Source organism: Sporosarcina sp. Marseille-Q4943 (genome assembly GCF_943736995.1).
Taxonomy (GTDB): Bacteria; Bacillota; Bacilli; order Bacillales_A; family Planococcaceae; genus Sporosarcina.
The window spans coordinates 822,434-842,957 of sequence record NZ_CALSFT010000002.1; the positions used below are offsets into that span (position 1 = coordinate 822,434).

Below are 20,524 nucleotides of genomic sequence, written 5' to 3' on the forward strand. Positions count from 1 at the left end.
ATGTGGTGAATCGAAATTATTTAAAACATGAATTTTTAATTACAGCAAGAAGCAGACGTACGATTCCATTTGTTTTCTTCATCACCGTTTTGTTGTTTAGCTATTGTTTAATTTTATGGCCGTTCGCGAATACGAAGGAATCCTTTAATAAAAAGGAGACAGAGGAGTATTTAACGTACTTGGGAGACCAGCAAAAACTAAGGGAAAGTATAGGGAATACCGGCCTTGTTTTTAATAGGAAAAGCATTAACGCTTATTATCAGATAGGTAATCCTGTTTATGCGACAAATGCCTATAATTATGATTTGTTTTCGGCTATGTTGCAGTCTTTTGAAGATCGAAACTTTGAGCGCATGCTCCAATTAAGAGTATTTCATCTGCAAAATAATCCAGGTGAATATGTAGAGGATCGTTTTTTATTTCAGAAAGCGCCATTTCCTAGTAAGGATCGGGAGCATGCGTATCAACAAACGATGATGAAGTATGAGGATTATCTCGCGAATGATCACCCCATCACATTTGGTTTGATGTATGAGAAAACCGGGTTGCAAACATTGCAGAAATTCCTTCAAAACTACGGGTTTTACTTCCTATTGTTTTGTGTCATTTATTTTAGTAGTGATATTCTTTCAAGGGATCGAAAATATCAGGCGGTTCTCCAAGGCTTGCCATTATCTTGGTATCGCCAACTGAATTTGAAATCACTGTCGGCATTTCTTTATTCAATGGCGTTCATTGTTAGCGTTATCGTTGTTGGAGTGCTCGTTATGACAATGCAGTTCGGATTCGGATATTTCGATTTGGATATTCCGATCATGATTAAGCAACAAACGTTTACACCCGAGGATTATAGTGTCATTTCAATGGCAGCTTATCTAGGCAAGACACTTGTTGTCCTCCCGTTGTTAGTCATCCTGTTCGTACGGTTGAATATCGTTTTAAGCTTACTTTTTAAAAATGAATGGATTGTCTTATTTATTAGCAGTTTGGTATTGTTCTCAGAACGCCTTTATTTTACACGCTCGACAAGGGAATTATTCGACAAGGACATCAGCCTTTTTCCACAGACGTATTTTGATTTTGGGAAAATCATTGATGGGGAAAAGAATTTTTTGTTGAACACGGAAACGATTACCTATGCAAAGGGCATCCTCGTACTACTTATTACATACCTTGTCATCGAGGTTATCCTGTTTATCGTTTCCCTTATCATTAATAAGCGCCGATTCTATTTAGCAAGTTAACAGTGGGAAAGGGGGAAGGACAGTATATGTTCTGGAAATACTTATTATTTGAAACGAAGCTATTACTACTAAATAAAAAAAATTGGTTGTTAGGACTTGCGCTGATTCTCTTTTTTCCACTGTATTATTCACATTATAGTCAATTGGATATTGTTGAAATTGAAGAAAAGGTAACTGAAGAAGCTGAGAAATTTGTCGAGGTCTTCGATTCATTTCCTGGTACAGTTTGGCAAACCCAAGAAGGTAAAGAAATTCACGCCAATTTATTAGAACAAATGGGATTGCTGCACTGGCAAAGGCTTTATGTAAGAAAAGATGGAGACTTTGATGGGTATTTTGGTGCAGGACCGAAATTTCATAAGTTTTTTGATGCAAGACTCAAGCTGAATGAATTGCGTCTTGATTTGCATCAACGAGGAAATAAAGGGGTTCGTCGGGATCATATTGTTCCAGTTGACGAAATACTAAAAGAAAATGCGCTCTACCGGTATCACAAGGAGCATGATCTCTCCCTCATCCAAGATCCCCTTAAAGCGAGCAATTATATACCGGTCGCATTGAATCTAGTAAGCGGAACGTTGTTTTGCATTCTCGTATTGCTGGCGGGAAGTAGCATGCTTGTAAATGATCAACTTCATCCTTCCGTCTTGTTTGGATTTCCGATTTCGTTCATGCAGAAAGCAATTAGTAAGGTGGGAGTCCATTTTGTTCAAATCATGGTCTTTCTCTGTGCAAGTATATTGATAGGCAGTTTTTATGTAGCGAGAAAAACGGGGTGGGGAGATTTCAGAACGCCTGTACTTATTTATCAGGACGCGGATTTTATTGCAATATCCACGCTGCGCTATTTGTTTTATATGCTCGTAGCATTTGGATTAATTGCCCTATTACTTTTGCTCACATTCCTATTAGTTAATCTCGTGACGAAAAACTTGTACGCCGCAATTGTCACTATCCTGTTTGTATTGCTGTCCCCACAACTTCTTTTAGCTGCCGGAGTGGAGACAAATTGGCTCTATCCACTCAGATTCATTGATATCAGCGCCGTTCTAAGTGGTGAAGCGGCTAAGGAATTTGGGATTGAAAAACTCGATTTCAAACATGCGTATAGTTGGCTTGTCGTCCTTAATTTGCTTGTCATATCAATTTTATATTTTAGAAATAAGATTTTGCATATTCGAAAAGTGGAAACCGTCCCAATGAAACTTAGTTGAAAGGCTGGGGAAGATGATGCTGAAATTATCAAATGTAACGATTGCTTATAATGATAAAATCGTATTGGATTCATTGGATTTAACGGCGAATAAAGGGGAAATTATAGGTGTCGCCGCGCCGAATGGAACAGGTAAGACGACGATGTTCAATGTGATGGCGAACTTTGTGAAACCCGATTCCGGACATGTTTTTTTTGATGGGAAATATACGTACCGGAATGAAAAAGAAGAATTGCACATTCATCGGATGTTGGCGACATTCCCCGTACAAAAGGACCTATTTGAGGAATTATCCGGTGTCGATCATATGAAACTGTACGCAAATATGTGGAAAGGGTCGACGAAACATATACGCTCCATCATCGACCGTCTTCATATGGGGCATTATGTGAAACAGAAAGTCCGAACGTATTCATTAGGGATGCGACAACGATTATGTTTCGCAATGATGATGGCAGCCGACACGCCGATTATGTTGATGGATGAAGTGATGAATGGTCTGGATGTCGAAAATGTCGCTCTCATATCAGAATGTTTAATGGAAATGAAGCAGGAGAAGCTCATATTTGTCGCTTCGCACTTGTTGGCAAACTTAGACCTGTACGCAGATCGAGTTCTTTTTTTGAAAGACGGAAAGTTCGTGCATGAACAAAAATTCACAGGTGAAAATGAAAATTTTCTTAAACTTGACGTAAGTCCTGAACAGTATGAATCAATTAAAAGTGAACTGGATTTACCAGAGGGTCATATGTTTATAGCCAATTATTTATTATGCATTCCTTTAGGTGGAATGAGTGAGTCGGAACAAACAAAATGGATGGGCCGGATGCTTAAATATAATAAGGAAATGACAATCGGGCCATTAGGGACGGTGGAGTATTATGAAAAATATTATGGAAAAACGGTTTAATGCCAAAGGAATGTTAATTGGAATTTCTATTTGCATGTTATTTTTGTCAGGTTGTCATAATCTACAAGGAAAGAAGTCGGAAATGATTAGCGTGTATGCGGAAAATTACGAAATTACAGGATCTACAAGAGATGAAATCATCGGAAAGGTTCATCAGGCAATTTTCACGACAGTCGATCGGAGTAATGAAGAAGCAAAAAGAATGTACGGAGCAGTGCCGACAAAAAAAGGAGTAACGTTAAATATCGAAGCTGGAAGGTATGAATTGACTGGCTATCCATCAGGGAATATTTTTATTTACGATAAAGATGATAACTTGCTCGTTCGGGAAATTGTAGGAGAAAAAGCTGGTGTGCCTACATTAACCGCTGATATCGATTCAACGTTTTCGATTTTTTTTGACGGCGGATATAATACAATAAACATCGAGCCTGTAGCAACAATGCTTTCCACGGAGTTGACTGCAGGTATATGGGATGTCGGGTTGGACATAGAGCCGGGGAACTATACGATGAGCATTCCCAATGGGCATGGCTTTGTACAAATTTTTGAAGAAGGTACAGACCCTCGCCTATTTGAATTACTGGGTGGCGGATTGACAAATTCCAAAAGTCTAGTTCAGTTGAAAGAAGGACAGAAGGTGTGTGTGTCAAAAGTTCCAGTTGTTTACTTTGAACCCCAAAACAAAACGAAACAATGATATCCAATCAGGTTAAAAGACCGGATTGTGGGTAACGTAATGGTAAGACATCAAAGTGGAGGAGCTGTTCATTATGAAGGACAACCGTTTTCAAACAAAGCCGAATGATGAAAAGGGTGAAGCATTCACAGGAATGCCGAATGCCAAGCAATTCCCTGACTTAGAGCCCGAACAAGAGGCGGAAAAGCAAATGGAGCAGTTCCAGAATTCAACCGAATGCCGAGAAAAGCCAACGGATAATAAATGGGAACAATAATACTGAGACCTATGATTCGTTTAAGCGAAGCATAGGTTTTTTCTATCTTCCATATTTTTCAATGTTGAAGTATAGTGAGAAAGAGACTACTACTTTATGACTGGGGATAGTTGTTTGAAACGTTTTGCTATATTGACCATAGCATGTAACTTTTTATTGACAGGGTGTATTCAAAACGAGGAGGAAGTCATCCGTCCTGGCGACTTTACGATGCTTCGAAGCAATCCGTATGAGATGGAACTTAATGAAAAATCAACAGAAATTACAATCGGGATGATCGGGGATATCCTCTTGCATTACCCGCTCTATACATACGATAACTATGATCTTTCATTCAGTGCAGTGAAAGACGAGATGACAGGCATCGATTTTTTGCTTGCGAATCAAGAGTCATTGCCGGGTGGAGTGGAGCTCGGATTGTCCGGCTATCCGCTCTTCAATAGTCCGAAGCATATTATTAGAGATTTAAAAGCGAACGGAGTCGATTTGCTGTCCATCGCAAACAACCATACGCTCGATCGGAAAGAGAGTGGTTTACTGAAGGCGCTTGGGCATATGAATGAATATGGAATGCCATACGTAGGAGCATATGAGTCTGTAGAAGATCGTGAAACAAAGCGTATTTTTGACGTGAAAGGCATACGCATCGGCATATTGGCCTACACGTACAGTTTGAACGGACTTGCGATTCCGAAAGGGAAAGGCTATTTGGTTTCATTGATAGATAAAGTCCAGATGGAAACAGACGTTAGGGAAATGGAAGAGGAAGCCGATATAACGGTCGTCTCAATCCATTGGGGCGACGAGTATGCGTTGCAGCCATCCGCGCGGCAAGAGGAGCTCGCTGAATGGCTTTCGTCCGAAGGTGTCGATATCATTTTCGGCCACCATCCGCATGTGTTGCAACGTTATGAGCAAGTCGGCAATACGGAAGTGTTTTATTCGCTCGGGAATTTCTATTCCGCCCAGCAATTCGATTCCACGAATATCGGCGGCATTGCAAAAGTGCATATTTCGACCGTTGAATTGGCGGGAAAACAATTCATGGAAATTGGGAAATCGACATTCTTTCCGACTGCTGTCATTCGTGACGAGAATAGAAGATTTGTAGTCGTACCACTAAAAGATGCACGTAGTGATAATCGTTTTGATGAAGAGTGGGCGATGAACCATGTCGGCCTTCTGTCTGAATGAAAAATGCCTTCTGCGCAAATTTGTGCGGAAGGCATTTTTGATTGCTTATTCGGCTTTTTTCACTTGCTTCGTATTATAAATATAGTTCGAAACGATTTTTGCAGCTTGTTGTTTCGTTGTGAATTGCTCAGGCATGAACTTACCTTCATAGCCCGACGCGATTCCCAGCTCATGCAACATGGAAATCGCATTTACCGTGTCATCTGCGTATTTGCCGAAGTCGGAATAAGGCGCTTTCGCCGCAGCCGTATACTTTTCGCCAGTGTAGTTTTCAAATGCACGCTCAAGGATCAATGCGAATTGTGCACGTGTCACTTTGTCGTTCGGATTGAATTTGCCATCATTGCCTTTGACGATGCCGTTTTCGTAAGCAGCTGCAATATCAGCCTTTAATTCGTCGGACAGTCCGTTAAGATCTGAGAAAGGCGCTTGACCTTCAGCTTTCAGACCATTTGCTTTGACGACCCATGACACCATTTCAGCACGCGTGATTTTTACACCCGGCTTGAAAGTCGGTTCTTTTGTCAAGATGTCTCGGTAATAAAGATCTGAAATGTATTGGTATGACCAGTTATTAAGGGATACATCCTTGTATGGGACTGTTGCGATGATGCGTCCCTCAAGGCCGGTTGTAACGTTGCCTAACGATTTAATGTGATTTGCAAGGTTTTCCCAGTCACTGAATCCTGGTTCGCTTGCGCGTCCATCCTCATATGCTTTGCCGAGAGCTTCAAAGCCATCTCCGCCTTTGGCAGTGAAAACATTTGTTGCCGCTTTGTACGTCTTGTCCGCTTCGACTTCTTTGCCATTGATTTTCAATGAAACGATTCGTTTGCCCGGCTCTGCTGTACCGTCAAAGATGACTTGCATGCCAGCGACGTGAAGGAAGCCACCGCTTTCTTTCGGGTAATCCTTAACGGAATGCTCGAATGTTTCACGCAGTTCAGCTCCGCTCAATTCCATGATCGCAAGGCTGTTGCCGAATGGAAGGACAGTGAGGACCTCTCCATAAGTGACTTCACCCTTGTTGATGGAAGTACGGATGCCGCCGCCGTTTTGGAACGCAATGTCAACTTCCGGATCGACTTCTTTCGCTTTTGCAAGCATTCCATCTGTGATGATGTTGCCAAGATTCGTTTCACCTGCACGGACGCCGCCCAAGTCGCGCAAGCCGCTTAGGAACACATCGGCAACTCCTCCAGTCGGGGAGTTTTTGATAGCTCCGACCTTATCGGCGTATGGCTTCAGCATTTCTTCGGCTTCAGCGTCTTTTTCTCCTTCTTTCGTGTCGACTTCATGAAGCACTCCATTGTACTCTTTGATAACTCCATTTTCATCGAATGTAATATCCAATTGACCTAGGAATTTTTGATGTTCGTTTGCTTGTACAATGACGACAGGTCCTGCTTCTCCCTCATGTACAAACGGTTCATCCAATTTGGAATGTGTATGCCCACCGACGATAATATCAATGCCCGGGACATTTGCTGCGAGCAATTTATCATTATCAATAGCATCGCTATCGTTGAAGCCTATATGTGTCAAGGCGATGATTTTGTTGACACCCAACTCTTCGAACGCTTCAACTGCTGCCTTCGCTTCAGTGATGTAGTTCGTGAATTTTATTTCTTTAGGACTGGAAATATCGACAGTTTCTTCAGTCGTCAAACCGAAAATACCGATCTTCTCCCCATCCACTTCCTTCACAATTCCGTTAAAGATCTTGCTGTTTTCAGGCTCAGCAGTCACTTCACGAAGTTGAAGGTCTTCGAAGTTGCTGTCGGCTGAGAAATCGACGTTCGCAGAAACGAATGGGAACTTCGCATTCTTGATGAAGTCGGCAAGTCCTTTATGGCCGTCTTCCGAACTGCCTAAATCAAATTCATGATTTCCGAAAGTCATTGCATCGTACCCAAAATAGTTCATGAATTCAAGGTCCGCTTGTCCTTGGAATTCATTGAAATAGAGGGAACCCGAGAATACATCGCCCGCATGCAACAATACGTTATGCGGCACTTCCGCCCGTTTCGCTTTCAATAGTGCTGAGAAATAAGGGATGTTGTCCAACTGTGCATGGGTGTCATTCGTGTGGAACACCGTCATTGAGAAATCTTTTGACGCTTCTTCTGCGGAAACGGCAGCAGGAGTCATTCCTGCCATACTGAACAGCAACATTGATGCAGCCGCGCCTTTCATATACTTCTTTGACATAATGCACCTTCCTTTTATGGTTTTTTCTTCATCAATATTCTGATATAACTTACAAAGATGGAATAATGATGAAAACTTTTTCATTTCAATTTTATCATTAGTATTATTAAAGAACAAATGAATTTTCCGTAAATTTATAGATTCATAGAAAAAGCCGGAGAGAAGTGGAGATCACTTCTTTCCGGCATAATTTTTTATTGAACTGCGTAGTATTGTACGAGCCCTTGATAGATCGCTTCAGCGTAGAGTTCCATATATTGATCACTTGATAATTTCTTGAAATCATCGGGGTTTGTAATGAAACCAAGCTCGACGAGTACAGCAGCTACATTGTTATTCCGAATAACATAGAAACGTTGGTCTTTAACTCCGCGATCAGCCATGTTAGCGTTTTTCACAAGATTCGTTTGGATCTTGCTTGCTAAAAGCTTGCTCTCGGATGCATTTGGATTCGTGGAAGAGTCATAGAAAACTTCCGCGCCTTTCGCTGCTGAAGAACCTGCCGCATTGACATGGATTGAAACGAATGCTTCGGCATAATGTTTCTTAGCGAATTCAGTACGTTGTTCCAATGTCAGATACGTATCATTCGAACGTGTCAGCAATACGTTGGCGCCAGCTCTTTTCAACTTTCCTTCTACTAGTTTAGCAACTTTCAATACAACAGTCTTTTCGCTTAATTTATTGCTAGTAGCGCCAGGATCTTTACCGCCGTGTCCAGCATCAATGACGATCACCCGGTCCTTCAAAGGGTTGCCTGACTGGTTGAGGAGCTTCAAGTAATTTTTGTGTACATAGCCTGGACCGCTCTGTAGATTAATCTTGGCCCAGTTGCCGTTGATCGACTCGATATTTACCTTTTGGTTGAGTGATAACTTTGCTACGATTGCGGATGTACCGTCAGGTGATTTTCTAACGTTCAAAACGCTTGTCGTCACTTTACCGATCAATCCAGTTGTAGGGGAGGGAGTGTTCGGCTCCTCCTCGGGTTCAGTGACTTCAGGCTCGGCCGGTTCCTCAGCAGCGACGTCATCATCGGAAGGTGCTTGAGTTCCGACTTCAACCGTGTATTGGCCATGGATATATCCATTCGCACCGTCGATCAGGACAAGCAGCCAATCGCCTGTCTGTCCGATAACCTCGACGATTTCACCATCTTTCAAACGGTTGACGACATCACCTGTAACTGCCGGATGTGAGCGGACATTTAAGTTGTCACCGCCGGTTGCGACTTTCGCAAAATACGTTCTCGAAGTCTGTTCAGGCAATTTGACAGCTAGCTTATAGTTGTCATTCAAAGCACGTGCTACGAACAATGCGAATTGTGAACGGGTCAATAAATCATTTGGCAGGAATTTGCCTGCATCACCACGAGTGACACCGCCATAATACAAGCCATTGATTTCTTTTACGTAAGGGTGGCCTTTCATATCCGTGAGCATGAGCGGCCGATCGACCGTCACGTTTTCTGATAGATTGAAAGCGACAGAGAGGGCATAGCCCATTTCAGCTCGCTTCAATTTCTCGTTCGGACCAAAGCTGCCATCAGCTTTTTTCTCGAAATAACCGAGTTCGACTGCGCGGCTGGCAAATTCATATTGCTCTGTGCCAGGCTTCAAGTCTTTGAACTGGATGGATGGGGTAGGCATGTCCTTTTTACCGGAAGCGATGACAAGCATTTTTGCTGCGTGTGCTCTTGTCAAATTGTTGCCGGGATTGAACTTGTCGGCTTTATTGACAATACCGAGCTCCGCTATGTAATGTACTTGATCATAATATTCCTTGCCGGGTGAGATATCCGAGAATTTGAACTGCGCCGAGGAATGTCCAGGGACGATGGAAACAAGAGCGAAAAACAGTAAAGCAACAGCTGCCCATTTAAACGTTTTCATGTTGTCCTCCTAAATTTGATGTAGATTAAGTTTACCAGTGTTCACCATGTAAATCCATAGTGAATTTACTATTTTCATAGAGTTTTTTTGAAAAAAAACAGGTGTCCAATTATACGGAACACCTGGCTTTTAGGCTATTAATGGAGACGATCAAGGATTTTCTGGAATTGCTTTTCAGTCAATTTATCGTTGAGACCGAATGAACCATCTTCATATCCGCTAGCAATATTGTTATGGGCTAGTATATTGATATATTCATTAGCCCAATGTCCTGCAGGTACATCGCTATAGGATGTATTGGCGGAACCTTGTAGATTAAAGGCTTCCACAATTATTTTTGCCATTTGTGCACGAGTCAATGAATGATCGGGATTGAATTTCCCGTCATTTCCGGAGAATAGTCCGGCATTTGCCACTTTCGTAATCGATTCGTATTGCGGATGATCCGCAGCTACATCGGAGAAAGTAACATCGGCAGCATCCGTTTCAAGTCCAAGCTCTTTTACGAGCGTCTCTGCTACTTTAGCGCGAGATACATAGACAGGAGAAGTTATTGTCGGTTCTTCGAAAGCAACTGTTTTGTCATGATTGAAATCCTTTATGCGACGTGCGCCTAAATAACGTTTACCCCAGTAAGCGGGATCGTTGACGGAAGAAATCATGACACCCTTTGATGTCGAAGCGTGGATGAACCTGCTGGAACCGATATAGATTCCGACGTGTGAAACCCTGTTTCCGAAAGTATTGAAGAAGACGAGGTCTCCCGTTTTAAGATCGCTTTTCTTAACAGCTGTTCCCATAGCAAACTGTTCTCCAGTCGATCTTGGTATTTTGATCCCTTGTTTTTTAAAGACGAATTGCGTATATCCTGAGCAGTCGAATCCGGAAGTGGTTGTGCCTCCATAGGCATAAGGCGTTCCTATGTAGGTCCGCGCTGTACTGACGAGCGAAGTTGGTGAATTCGCTGAGGCCATGGCTGGTACGGACGTTGCTAACAAAAAGCATGCCAAAAACGAGAAAAACAGTTTCTTCATCTGGTTCCCAAATTCCCCTTTCGCACGTTTACATACAGTGTGCTTTTATCTGAGAACATCCTACCATAGCTAAACCTCCATTTCGGTTACAGTTACATTACAATAACGTTACATTCCGCCGGCTTATGTCGAAAATGCGCTCATATCAACGTTTCCTAAAGGGTGATTTTTGTAGGAAACGTTCTTTGTGATGAAAATTTACTGTTATTCATCAATTTTCGTCATCTTTTTAGGTATTTCACACTGTTTTTTGTGGTAGATAAAACGGTATATGACAGACGTGTTACAAAAATGAAAGGAACATACTTATGGTATAATCGTTAAATGTGTATAGAGTAAAGACTTACAATAGATGGGATGAGAAATAATGCGCAGAATCGCAGTTTTCAGCAATATGTACCCTTCGGAAAAACATCCGACGTTCGGTATTTTCGTTAAGAACCAAGTAGAGCTATTGCGCTCAAAAGGAATTCAAGTTGATCTCATCGCAATTGATGAACCGGGCAAAGGGAAAGTCGCCACTTTGAAAAAATATTTGGCGTGGTTCCTCAAATCGATCGGCTTTTTAGTACGACATAAAAAACATTTATCGTTGACGCATGCACATTACGCGTTTCCGACAGGAGTTCTTTCATTAATAGGAAAGAGGCTTTTCGGAATTCCTTACGTTGTGACGGTACACGGCGGCGACATCGACAAAATGGCTGCGAAAAGTGAGCGGATTGCGGGATATACAAGAAAGGTCCTTCAAGGCGCGGATGCCGTCATCACAGTAGGAGAGCGATTGAAAAAGGACGTCATCGGGAAGTTTGGAGTGAAGGAGGAGAATGTCCACGTCATGAGCATGGGAGTGAATACGGACATCTTCCAACCGATGCCGAAAGAGGAAGCCCGTAAACAATTGGACATCCCTCCTACCGAAAAACTTCTACTGTTTGTCGGCAATATGATCGAAGCGAAAGGCGTGCTCGAACTTGTCGATGCGTTCGACATCGTGCGCAAAGATCACCCGGAAGCTGCCCTTCATTTGATTGGGTCAAGCAAAGATGAAGGGTTCATGGAAACGTTGGCGAAACATATGCTGTCGAAAGATGTCCGGATTTCGCATCAGGAACCGCTGACGCAAAAAGAAGTGGCAAAATGGATAGCCGCCGCGGACGTTTTCGTACTTCCTTCCCACCATGAAGGATTTGGACTCGTCGCTCTTGAAGCGATGGCGGTTGGAACAACAGTTGTCGGAACTGACGTCGGGGGGCTTTCATTCCTTCTTGGCGATGAAGCTGGCATTCTTGTTGAGCCGAAAAACCCGAAATCCCTTGCCTCCGGTTTAAAACAAGCATTGGAAGAGCCGCCGGAAACGAGACGAAAAATCGCGGAAGAAAAAGTGGCAGAGCATACGTATGACGTAGTTGCTGAACGATTGACGGCGATCTATGACGATGTGTCGAAAGGAAAGAATTCAAAATGAGTAGAATGATGAAGATCATCGGCACAGTCGCCATTATCAATATCGTCGCCCGTATAATCGGCTTCCTGCGGGAAATGGTCATCGGGAACCAATTCGGGACATCCGCTGCGGCAGATGCGATTGCGACCGCGTATACGATACCGAATTTCATATATCTAGTCGTCGGTGGAGGACTAACGACGGCTTTCATTTCTGTTTATCACTCCTCGAAAACCGACAAAGCGATTTTCGTCAGAAGAATGTTCACTTCGGTATTAATGACCGCAACGATTATTACGGTGCTTGCTGTCATTTTTGCAGAACCGTTATTAAAGACGACTTTTCCAGATCTAAAACCGAACCAATTTGAATTGACTTATCCACTATTCCTATGGATGATGCCATCAACAATCATTCTCGTCCTTTCAACATGGATGAGCGGTCTATTAAATCTGAACGACAAATTCAAGCTGTCGAGCATCGCAATCCTCGTTTACAACGCTGCATTCGTCATCATTTCCGCACCCCTCGTTAAATGGTACGGTCCGATGGCCTACGGAATCGGCGCATTATTAGGTGCGGTGCTCATGGGCGTCTTTTTATTCGCTGGAATCAGAAAGAGCAAGCTCTACTCACTGAAACCTGCTTTTGGCAAGTCGGAAGATGTGAAACGTGTATGGGTCATTGCATTGCCGATCTTACTAGGCGGCGCATCGATGCAATTCTATGCCTTCATCCATAGAATCGCAGCCGCCGGATTGAGCGAAGGGGCCATTTCAGCCGTCAACTATGCGTCCAAGCTGAGCAACTTCCCGCAAGCAATCATGATGACGGCTGTTACGACTGTCATCTATCCGATGCTGAGCAAGAAGGAAGGCGAAGGGGATCATGAAACGATTAAGCAACTGTATAAAAAAGGAATGCTCCTGCTTGCGGCATTAATTGCACCCGCAACTGCAGTCGCCTATTTCTTCGCAGATCCGCTCGTCCGTCTCATTTTCGAACACGGAGAATTTGATGAGTCATCGGTGTTAATTACAGTTCCGATTTTCAAGGTGTTCGCATTGTCGATGTTCTTCCTCGCAGCGAATACGTACGTGACCCGTTTTTATTATGCAAAAGGAAATTCGATGTTGCCGGTCATCTTCAGCCTCATTAGCGTCCTCGGCATTAACATAGCAATCATTTATGCGCTTATCGATTCGCTAGGCGCGTCTGCAATCGCATACGGAACAGTCATCAGCTCCGCCATTAACCTAATTATGCTCGTCATTTATGCAAGGGTGAAATGGAAGCTGTAAGCAATACGTATATCCCGTCACGGCTCGACTGTGTGCGGGATATTTTTAATCTGTTGTTCCACCGCGATTTACGCTATTCTGAATAAAAGAAGAAACTAGAATAGGAGAGATTTGACGATGTCCATTGAACAACAAATAGGAGAATGGTTCGCCCATTTTCATGCACACCCTGAAATTAGCTGGAAAGAAGTCGAAACGACAAAAAAGATAGCCGAAATCCTTACGGAAATGAACGTGCAACACCATACTTTCGACGATGTAACCGGAGTAGTGGCGGAAATCGGGGATGGTGATCGAATCATTGCGGTCCGGGCCGATATTGATGCACTATGGCAAGAGGTGGACGGTGTTTCCCGAGCGAACCATTCATGCGGACATGACGCCAATATGTCGATGGTGCTCGGCGCGCTCTCCTATTTACAGGAACAACAAATCGGGAGCCGTATCCGGTTCATTTTCCAGCCGGCAGAGGAAAAAGGGAACGGTGCAAATTCGATGATCGAAAGGGGAGCCATCGATGGTGTTTCCCATTTATTCGGCGTCCATCTCCGTCCTCAGGAAGAGATCCCTTTCGGCAAGGTTTCACCGGCAATCCATCACGGGGCCGCGGTTTTCCTTGAAGGGAAAGTGAAAGGTGCTGATGCCCATGGAGCGAGGCCGCAGCAAGGGAAAAATGCACTCGATCCGATTTTCGCAATTGCACAATTCCTGAAGACGATTCATTTCTCGCCGTATGAGGCGTATTCCGCGAAACTGACGAAAATCCAGGCGGGCGGCGAAAGCTTGAACATCATTCCAGGGAATGCCGTGTTTGCCATGGATGTCCGTGCACAATCCAACTCAGTTTTGAATGAATTGAAGGAACGCATCGATGCAGGAATCCAATCGATTGCACAGTTGCACGGCGTGGACATCGAATTGAACTGGTCGGACTATACGCCTGCTGCTGAAGTGTCCGAAGAAGCGGCTTTGATTGCGAAGGAAGCGATTTTGGAAGCAGTCGGGGAAGAGGCGTTTGCACCTGCGATCATCACGTCCGGAAGCGACGACTTCCATTTTTATACAATCCACCGGCCTGATCTGAAAGCCGCAATGATCGGTGTAGGAGCCGACTTAGGGCCTGGCCTTCATCATCCGGATATGACATTCAACCAGGATGCGCTTGATATAGGGGCGAAAGTGCTGGCGGCGACGTTGGCAAAAGCTTCATTGCTGGAATAAAGGTGATTACTCCATCTAACGGAAAAGCTCCGTGAGATGGAGTTTTCTAATTAAAACTCTATTACATTTAATCGGAATAGAATGATAATTAATTGCTAAATGGCCATAGTTAAGTATAATTAATAGTAGACTCCTTTTTTCATAGCGTCATCACCTCCATAAGAGCTCCATAGTCCTTCATAATTGTAAGCGCTTACGAGAAGGGGAAATGAAAAATGAGGGGGAACAACAGATGAATCGAAATCGCGTAAAAGGTCTATTGTTCATGCTGCTAGGTGCTTTACTCGTTTTAACAGCCTGTGGCGGGGGTGGAAAAAAGAATATTGCAATCGGTCCACCTGCTAGTGAAACGAATAATCTTTCCAAAATCATTTTGGATGCATACGGGATAGGGGAAGGCGACTACAAAGCTTTCCAGGAAGGATTCGGGGCTGCGGCTGACGGGGTTCAGGACGGCAATATCGATATATCCATCGGGATTTTAGGTCTGCCTGCTGCTAGTATTGAAAGCCTGCAAGCGTCCGCGGGAGATGTGAAAATGATCAGCCTCTCCGACGACGCGATTGCAAAAATCGAAGCAGAGTCGGGGTACAAGCGTTTCACGATTCCGAAAGAGTCTTATGATTTTCTCACGGAGGATGTACAGACAGTAACAGCGTATGCAATTTTAATGGGGAACACGGATACGATCGATGAAGAGCTCGGATACGAATTGGCGAAGAGCATGATCGAAAATGCGAGCGAAAATACACATGCGCAAGCGAAGCAGATGATTCTCGAGAATGCGTTGAACGGGGCGGAAGGGCTGTTGATCCACCCTGGCGCTAAAAAATATTATGAGGAACAAGGATTGACGGTCAATAATGAAGTGGCAGAGTTAACAGCTACAAAAGGGAATCGGAAAACAGAATTGACACTTGGCACAGGGAGCCAAGGGGGTACGTATTATCCGCTCGGCGGAGAGATGGCGAACCTTTGGAATAAATATATCGATGGCATCAATGTGACAAATATGGAAACAGGGGCGTCCGTCGAAAACCTATCTTCCATCAGCAAAGGTCAGATGGATCTTGGAATGACCGTTCACGTGCCTGCGTTGAATGCATTGAATGGAAAAGCTGATTTTGAAGGGAACCCAGTGAAAAACGCAGCGTTCATCGGCCATATTTACCCGGAAGTCGTTCAAATCGTGACGAGGGAGAAGATGAAAATCAATGGCTTCGAGGACTTGAAATGAATACAGCCAAGTAAGCAGAAAGGCGGCGAAAAATGAAAGAACATAAGGTGGTAGATGCACAAGAGATACTTGAAAAATATGACAAGGAAAATCAGTTCCGTGTAGAAATCGGCAAATGGGCATACGTCGTAACCTTTCTCGCAGTCTCGCTGACGATCTTTCATTTATATACGGGGTCGACGAGCGTTCTGCCTTCGCAGCAACAAGGGGCCATCCATCTTGGAACCGCTTTAGGAGTCATCTTCCTGCTCTATCCGGCAAAAAAGGAATGGAGAAAAACACAGAAAAAAGTCCCTTGGTATGATGTGTTGCTAGCGTTTACTGCTATGTATGTGGCGTACCATAAAATATTTTTCTACGATACCATTCTCCAAAGCAGGGTTTCAGGTTATAGCTCATTGAATATTATTATTGCCATCGTTGGCGTATTGCTCGTATTGGAAGCGACACGACGGACGGTCGGTCTTCCAATCGTCATCGTTGCGAGCGTCGCGATGCTCTATGCCATGTATGGAAACCTTATCCCGACGCGCATCTTGTCACATGAAGGATTTGCGCTCGACCGGACGATGACGAATCTATGGTATCGCGAAAGCGGCGTATTTGGAACCCCGATACAGATTTCCGCGAAATTCATTTTCCTGTTTCTGTTTTTCGGGGTGCTTCTCGTCAATACGCCAATCGGAAGATTCTTCAATGATCTGGCGTTCTCGTTAACCGGGCGATTTACAGGCGGAACGGCCAAAGCTGCCGTCGTAGCGAGCGCTCTTCAAGGAACAGTATCAGGCAGCTCTGTTGGAAATACAGTGGCGACGGGTAGCTTCACGATTCCGATGATGAAAAAAGCGGGATTCAAACCTGAATTCGCCGCTGCAACGGAAGCCTCCGCTTCCACTGGAGGCCAAATCATGCCTCCGATGATGGGAGCAGCTGCCTTCATCATGATGGAATACCTAGGCGTCAACTACTCAACGATTATGCTCGCCGCGCTCATTCCGGCGATCCTATATTTTACGGGGATTTTCATCGGAACCCATTTCGAAGCCAAACGCTTGAAAATTTTGGGGCTGCCAAAGTCAGAGCTGCCGGTGTTCAAGAAGATTTTTGTACGTGACGGTTACATGATCATTCCTCTTCTCGTCATCATCATTACGATCATGTCCGGCTTTACACCGCAGCGTGCAGCATTGTTCGGCATCCTTTCCGCTGTGATCGTATGGATCTTCAATGCGATTTTTAGAAAGGAATCGGAGTTTGGACTTAAAAGGGTCATTTACGTGTTGGAGCAAGGGGGAAGGGTGGCGCTTCCTGTCATTTCAGCTGTCGCAACTGCCGGCATCATCGCAGGCGTTGTGAGCATGACAGGTCTAGGCGCAAAATTCGCTTCCGGCATTATCGCACTTTCGAACGGCTACTTAATATTGGCGCTTTTCTTCACGATGGTTGCATGTATCGTGCTAGGAATGGGATTGCCGACAACCGCCAACTACGTAGTCACGGCAACGATTGCAGCACCGGCGCTCATCAACGAATTCGGCATCGCACCGATTGCTGCGCATATGTTCGTCTTCTATTTCGGCATCGTTGCCGATATAACGCCGCCGGTCTGCTTAGCGGCCTACGCGGGGGCGGGGATTGCAAAGGCGAATCCGTTCAAAACCGGGATGACCGCCGTCAAGCTGGCGATTGCCGCGTTCATCATTCCATTCATTTTCATCTACAACCCGATTCTCGTCTTCGTCGATGTCACTCCAGTGAAGCTCATACTTGGCATCGCAACCGCGTTGATCGGCATGATTGGTGTGAGCAGCGCCGTCATCGGATTTTTCGTACGGAATGCCCGCATATGGGAACGAATCGTCCTATTTGCCGGCGGTCTATTGCTCATCATTCCGGAGCTGACGACAAGCGCGATTGGACTGTTGCTTATCACAATCATTTGGTTCATTCAAAGAAGACGACCGGAAGAAAAGCAATCTATTGAAGAAGTAGTTGCATAAAGGACTAAACAAAAAGCTGTCACCAAATAATTGGTGCCAGCTTCAGACTGTAGACAAAAGGGTTGGAAATCATAGATTTCCAACCCTTTTGCTTAAACATCTACATTTTAACTTCAGTAGACTGAAATAACGTTGATTTCCGTTCCGGGCGGACGCTTTCCGGGGGGGCTTGCCCTCAGCCTCCTCGTCGCTTCGCTCCTGCGGGGTCTTCACGCTGCGCTAATCCCCCAGGAGTCGCCGCCCTGCACTCCAATCAACTGGAAATCCTTTAAGACGCACTACCTTCTTTTCAAACTTCCTCTTGTTCGCGCTTGCTTTCACATGAGTCGAGTAAATAAAGACATGTTCTTGGCTGAGAAGCCCAGGGTTTGCCACCTCGTTTAGAACTTTATAGAGGATCTGCTCAAATAGATCAGTATCTTCAAAGCGACGGACATAGTTCTTCCCGAACGTGGAGAAGTGAGGAACCTCTGTATGAAAGCCGAAGCCTAGGAACCAGCGATATGCCACGTTCGTTTCAACCTCCTTGATTGTCTGGCGCATGGGGCGGATGCCGAAGGTATACTGAATGAATGTCATCACAGGATCTATGCTGGGTCTCCCAATGGTTGAGTAAAGGTTTTAAACTAAGGGATAGATAAAGGAGAAATCAATAGCCGCATCCAGTTTGCGAACCAGATGGTCCTGAGGAACTAACTGTTCTATTGTAAGCATTTCCAACTGTTCGCGTTCATTAATTTGATTCTTCGTCATCATATCCATCACCTCATTCATTTAATAGGAAACACCGTTGATTGGAGCGGAGAGCGGCGACTCCTGCGGGAACAGCACGAGCTGAAGACCCTGGACTGAGCGTAGCGAGGGAAGCGGCTGAAGCCGTGCCCGCGGAAAGCGTCCGCTCGCAGTGGAAATCAACATTGCTAGCTAATCTCAAAAGACTGTAGGCAAACACCAAAATTCATGGTATTTGTCTACAGTCTGGAGCTGACACCCGAAAATTGGTGCCAGCTTTTTGTATGTTAATCATGCATGAATACCTTCCAGGAACCTTACATAAAGAAATTCTCTTCCCCGATCCGATCATATAACCCGCTCTTTTTGAATAATGAAAGCTTCTGCTTCGGTAATTTCTTTATAATGATTCTCACATTCTTTTTACTAGCATTATCCAATAATGCGGATAGCGCAGCTTCACCTGTTGCGTCAATCATCGATAGATGCTCCAAATCCAAAATGATTTTAGCTGTTCCCGTTGAAAGGATGGCGGGCATCTTATCTTCAAACACCTTTGCAGTACCGAAAAATAACGGTCCTTCAACGATGAATTTGGATACATCCTCTCCGAACTTATGAATCTCTACATCAGAAAGTTTGTCCGTCGCGAAATGGAGTTTGCCACTCATTTTTCGCAGGAAGGAAAGCGCGGCCAACAGGATCCCGACTTGGACAGCTACAGTTAAATTAATAAAGATCGTGAGTAGAAATGTCGTCAGCAGCACAATCGAATCGCCCGATCTCACTGACAAAATATGAACGAAAGCTTTTCTCGCACTCATATTCCAAGCGACAAACATTAAAATAGGCGCCATCGATGCCAATGGAATGTAAGATGCAAATGGGGCGAACACCAAAATGAACAACAATACGAAAATGCTCTGCACCATTCCCGAAACCGGGCTTACTGCGCCTGATCGGATATTGGTCGCTGTACGCGCAATCGCGCCTGTCGCGGGAATGCCCCCGAATAACGGCGAAACGATGTTAGCGATTCCTTGCCCGAACAGTTCACGCTTCGAATCATGCTTCGGTCCTTCTTTCATGCCATCTGCAACGACTGCCGACAATAGCGATTCGATCGCCCCGAGTGCAGCGATGATCAATGCGGGCTGCCAAAGGCTTACGAGTTTGGACAATGTAATTTGGGGAAGTTGGAAGCCCGGCAATGTTTGCGGGATCCCGCCGAAAGCTGTGCCGATCGTTTCCACTTTTCCTGGATAGAACAAGACAGATAATAGTGTTGGTATTAAAAGTGCGAAGAGCAGCAACGGAAGTCGAGGGGCGACTTTCGGCAAGATGAAGATCAAGGCTAATCCAATCATTGCGGTGAGCACACTGTAGACATTCACCGTATGGAGATGCTTGGCAACATCTATCATATTTTCATGAAAGAATTCCTTGCTTTCCAATCCCGAGAGGCCGAGGAAGTTCCCGAACTGCCCTGTGAAAATGATAATAGCAATTCCTGAAGTGAACCCGATCGTTACGGAACGAGGGACGAAATGAATGAGATTGCTAATGCCAGCAAAACTCATGATGACGAGGAAAATACCGGCGAGAAACCCTGCTATCAATAGATCTTCATAGCCGTATTGAAGGACAATTGCTAGAAGGATCGGGATAAATGCACCTGTCGGACCGGCAATTTGAAAACGGGATCCACCTAAGAGGGCGACGATAAAGCCGGCAATGATCGTCGTATACAATCCATACTCCGGTTTGACGCCCGAGGCAATTGCAAAAGCCATCCCGAGTGGAATGGCTACGATACCGACAGTAATCCCAGAAAGCAAATCTTTCCGGAATCCCGACGCATTATAATCAATAAAACGTTGGTCTTTGAACATGGCGGTCACTTCTTCCACAATATTTGTAAAAAGATTCTC

General features: G+C 44.5%; 16 protein-coding genes and 1 pseudogene. 12 read left to right on the plus strand and 5 right to left on the minus strand.

The window, feature by feature from the left end:
- The first annotated feature begins 5 nt into the window (after positions 1-5).
- The 6 genes from NIT04_RS03975 to NIT04_RS04000 all read left to right on the plus strand — a co-directional run bounded on the left by NIT04_RS03975 (position 6) and on the right by NIT04_RS04000 (position 5,518).
- Complete coding sequence (locus NIT04_RS03975; RefSeq protein WP_252502305.1) at positions 6-1,244, plus strand: hypothetical protein; 1,239 nt, start codon at positions 6-8, stop codon at positions 1,242-1,244.
- Positions 1,245-1,270: 26 nt separating this feature from the next.
- Entirely contained in the window at positions 1,271-2,458 is a 1,188-nt protein-coding gene (locus NIT04_RS03980; protein ID WP_252502306.1) for a hypothetical protein, read from the plus strand.
- A gap of 16 nt (positions 2,459-2,474) precedes the next feature.
- Positions 2,475-3,368, plus strand: a complete 894-nt coding sequence (locus NIT04_RS03985; protein ID WP_252502307.1) for an ATP-binding cassette domain-containing protein — start codon at positions 2,475-2,477, stop codon at positions 3,366-3,368.
- Positions 3,340-4,068 carry a hypothetical protein gene (locus NIT04_RS03990; RefSeq protein WP_252502308.1) on the plus strand — a complete coding sequence of 243 codons (729 nt, stop codon included), beginning with the start codon at positions 3,340-3,342 and terminating at the stop codon, positions 4,066-4,068. The genes NIT04_RS03985 and NIT04_RS03990 overlap by 29 nt, the downstream gene beginning before the upstream one ends.
- A 73-nt stretch (positions 4,069-4,141) precedes the next feature.
- The gene (locus tag NIT04_RS03995) at positions 4,142-4,324 is read left to right on the plus strand and encodes a hypothetical protein (protein ID WP_252502309.1); all 183 of its coding nucleotides are present in this window, start codon (positions 4,142-4,144) and stop codon (positions 4,322-4,324) included.
- Between the two features lie 114 nt (positions 4,325-4,438).
- Complete coding sequence (locus tag NIT04_RS04000; RefSeq protein ID WP_252502310.1) at positions 4,439-5,518, plus strand: CapA family protein; 1,080 nt, start codon at positions 4,439-4,441, stop codon at positions 5,516-5,518.
- Between the two features lie 45 nt (positions 5,519-5,563).
- On the opposite strand, the gene NIT04_RS04005 is transcribed toward NIT04_RS04000, so the two are convergent.
- The 3 genes from NIT04_RS04005 to NIT04_RS04015 all read right to left on the minus strand — a co-directional run bounded on the left by NIT04_RS04005 (position 5,564) and on the right by NIT04_RS04015 (position 10,655).
- On the minus strand, positions 5,564-7,729 hold the full coding sequence (locus tag NIT04_RS04005) for a 5'-nucleotidase C-terminal domain-containing protein (RefSeq protein WP_252502311.1): 2,166 nt from the start codon (positions 7,727-7,729) through the stop codon (positions 5,564-5,566).
- Positions 7,730-7,923: 194 nt separating this feature from the next.
- Positions 7,924-9,621 (minus strand): N-acetylmuramoyl-L-alanine amidase, encoded by a 1,698-nt coding sequence (locus NIT04_RS04010; protein WP_252502312.1) that lies wholly within the window; start codon positions 9,619-9,621, stop codon positions 7,924-7,926.
- A gap of 137 nt (positions 9,622-9,758) precedes the next feature.
- Positions 9,759-10,655 carry a C40 family peptidase gene (locus NIT04_RS04015; RefSeq protein WP_252502313.1) on the minus strand — a complete coding sequence of 299 codons (897 nt, stop codon included), beginning with the start codon at positions 10,653-10,655 and terminating at the stop codon, positions 9,759-9,761.
- 367 nt (positions 10,656-11,022) lie between these two features.
- On the opposite strand from NIT04_RS04015, the gene NIT04_RS04020 reads away from it, so the two are divergent.
- From NIT04_RS04020 to NIT04_RS04040, 5 genes are all read left to right on the plus strand, one after another.
- Positions 11,023-12,123 (plus strand): glycosyltransferase, encoded by a 1,101-nt coding sequence (locus NIT04_RS04020; protein ID WP_252502314.1) that lies wholly within the window; start codon positions 11,023-11,025, stop codon positions 12,121-12,123.
- Positions 12,120-13,403 (plus strand): murein biosynthesis integral membrane protein MurJ, encoded by a 1,284-nt coding sequence (murJ, locus tag NIT04_RS04025; RefSeq protein WP_252502315.1) that lies wholly within the window; start codon positions 12,120-12,122, stop codon positions 13,401-13,403. The genes NIT04_RS04020 and murJ overlap by 4 nt, the downstream gene beginning before the upstream one ends.
- Positions 13,404-13,520: 117 nt before the next feature.
- Positions 13,521-14,624, plus strand: a complete 1,104-nt coding sequence (locus NIT04_RS04030) for an amidohydrolase (protein ID WP_252502316.1) — start codon at positions 13,521-13,523, stop codon at positions 14,622-14,624.
- Positions 14,625-14,856: 232 nt separating this feature from the next.
- Positions 14,857-15,861 (plus strand): TAXI family TRAP transporter solute-binding subunit, encoded by a 1,005-nt coding sequence (locus NIT04_RS04035; RefSeq protein ID WP_252502317.1) that lies wholly within the window; start codon positions 14,857-14,859, stop codon positions 15,859-15,861.
- A 32-nt stretch (positions 15,862-15,893) separates the two neighbouring features.
- Entirely contained in the window at positions 15,894-17,861 is a 1,968-nt protein-coding gene (locus tag NIT04_RS04040) for a TRAP transporter permease (RefSeq protein WP_252502318.1), read from the plus strand.
- Positions 17,862-18,134: 273 nt separating this feature from the next.
- Here the strand turns inward: NIT04_RS04040 and NIT04_RS04045 are convergent.
- Positions 18,135-18,617 (minus strand): annotated as a pseudogene (locus tag NIT04_RS04045) (transposase); the annotation flags it as partial.
- A 38-nt stretch (positions 18,618-18,655) separates the two neighbouring features.
- On the opposite strand from NIT04_RS04045, the gene NIT04_RS04050 reads away from it, so the two are divergent.
- Positions 18,656-18,805: a hypothetical protein gene (locus tag NIT04_RS04050; protein ID WP_252502319.1), complete on the plus strand. Its 150-nt coding sequence runs from the start codon at positions 18,656-18,658 to the stop codon at positions 18,803-18,805.
- Between the two features lie 105 nt (positions 18,806-18,910).
- Here the strand turns inward: NIT04_RS04050 and NIT04_RS04055 are convergent, their stop codons facing one another.
- On the minus strand, positions 18,911-20,485 hold the full coding sequence (locus NIT04_RS04055) for a SulP family inorganic anion transporter (protein WP_252502320.1): 1,575 nt from the start codon (positions 20,483-20,485) through the stop codon (positions 18,911-18,913).
- Positions 20,486-20,524 lie beyond the last annotated feature (39 nt).

Coding starts and splice junctions, on each gene's coding strand:
- NIT04_RS03980 (WP_252502306.1), top strand. CDS start 1,271: ATGTTCTGGAAATACTTATTATTTGAAACGAAGCTATTACTACTAAAT.
- NIT04_RS03985 (WP_252502307.1), top strand. CDS start 2,475: ATGCTGAAATTATCAAATGTAACGATTGCTTATAATGATAAAATCGTA.
- NIT04_RS03990 (WP_252502308.1), top strand. CDS start 3,340: ATGAAAAATATTATGGAAAAACGGTTTAATGCCAAAGGAATGTTAATT.
- NIT04_RS03995 (WP_252502309.1), top strand. CDS start 4,142: ATGAAGGACAACCGTTTTCAAACAAAGCCGAATGATGAAAAGGGTGAA.
- NIT04_RS04005 (WP_252502311.1), bottom strand. CDS start 7,729: ATGTCAAAGAAGTATATGAAAGGCGCGGCTGCATCAATGTTGCTGTTC.
- NIT04_RS04010 (WP_252502312.1), bottom strand. CDS start 9,621: ATGAAAACGTTTAAATGGGCAGCTGTTGCTTTACTGTTTTTCGCTCTT.
- NIT04_RS04015 (WP_252502313.1), bottom strand. CDS start 10,655: ATGAAGAAACTGTTTTTCTCGTTTTTGGCATGCTTTTTGTTAGCAACG.
- NIT04_RS04020 (WP_252502314.1), top strand. CDS start 11,023: ATGCGCAGAATCGCAGTTTTCAGCAATATGTACCCTTCGGAAAAACAT.
- murJ (WP_252502315.1), top strand. CDS start 12,120: ATGAGTAGAATGATGAAGATCATCGGCACAGTCGCCATTATCAATATC.
- NIT04_RS04030 (WP_252502316.1), top strand. CDS start 13,521: ATGTCCATTGAACAACAAATAGGAGAATGGTTCGCCCATTTTCATGCA.
- NIT04_RS04035 (WP_252502317.1), top strand. CDS start 14,857: ATGAATCGAAATCGCGTAAAAGGTCTATTGTTCATGCTGCTAGGTGCT.
- NIT04_RS04040 (WP_252502318.1), top strand. CDS start 15,894: ATGAAAGAACATAAGGTGGTAGATGCACAAGAGATACTTGAAAAATAT.
- NIT04_RS04055 (WP_252502320.1), bottom strand. CDS start 20,485: ATGTTCAAAGACCAACGTTTTATTGATTATAATGCGTCGGGATTCCGG.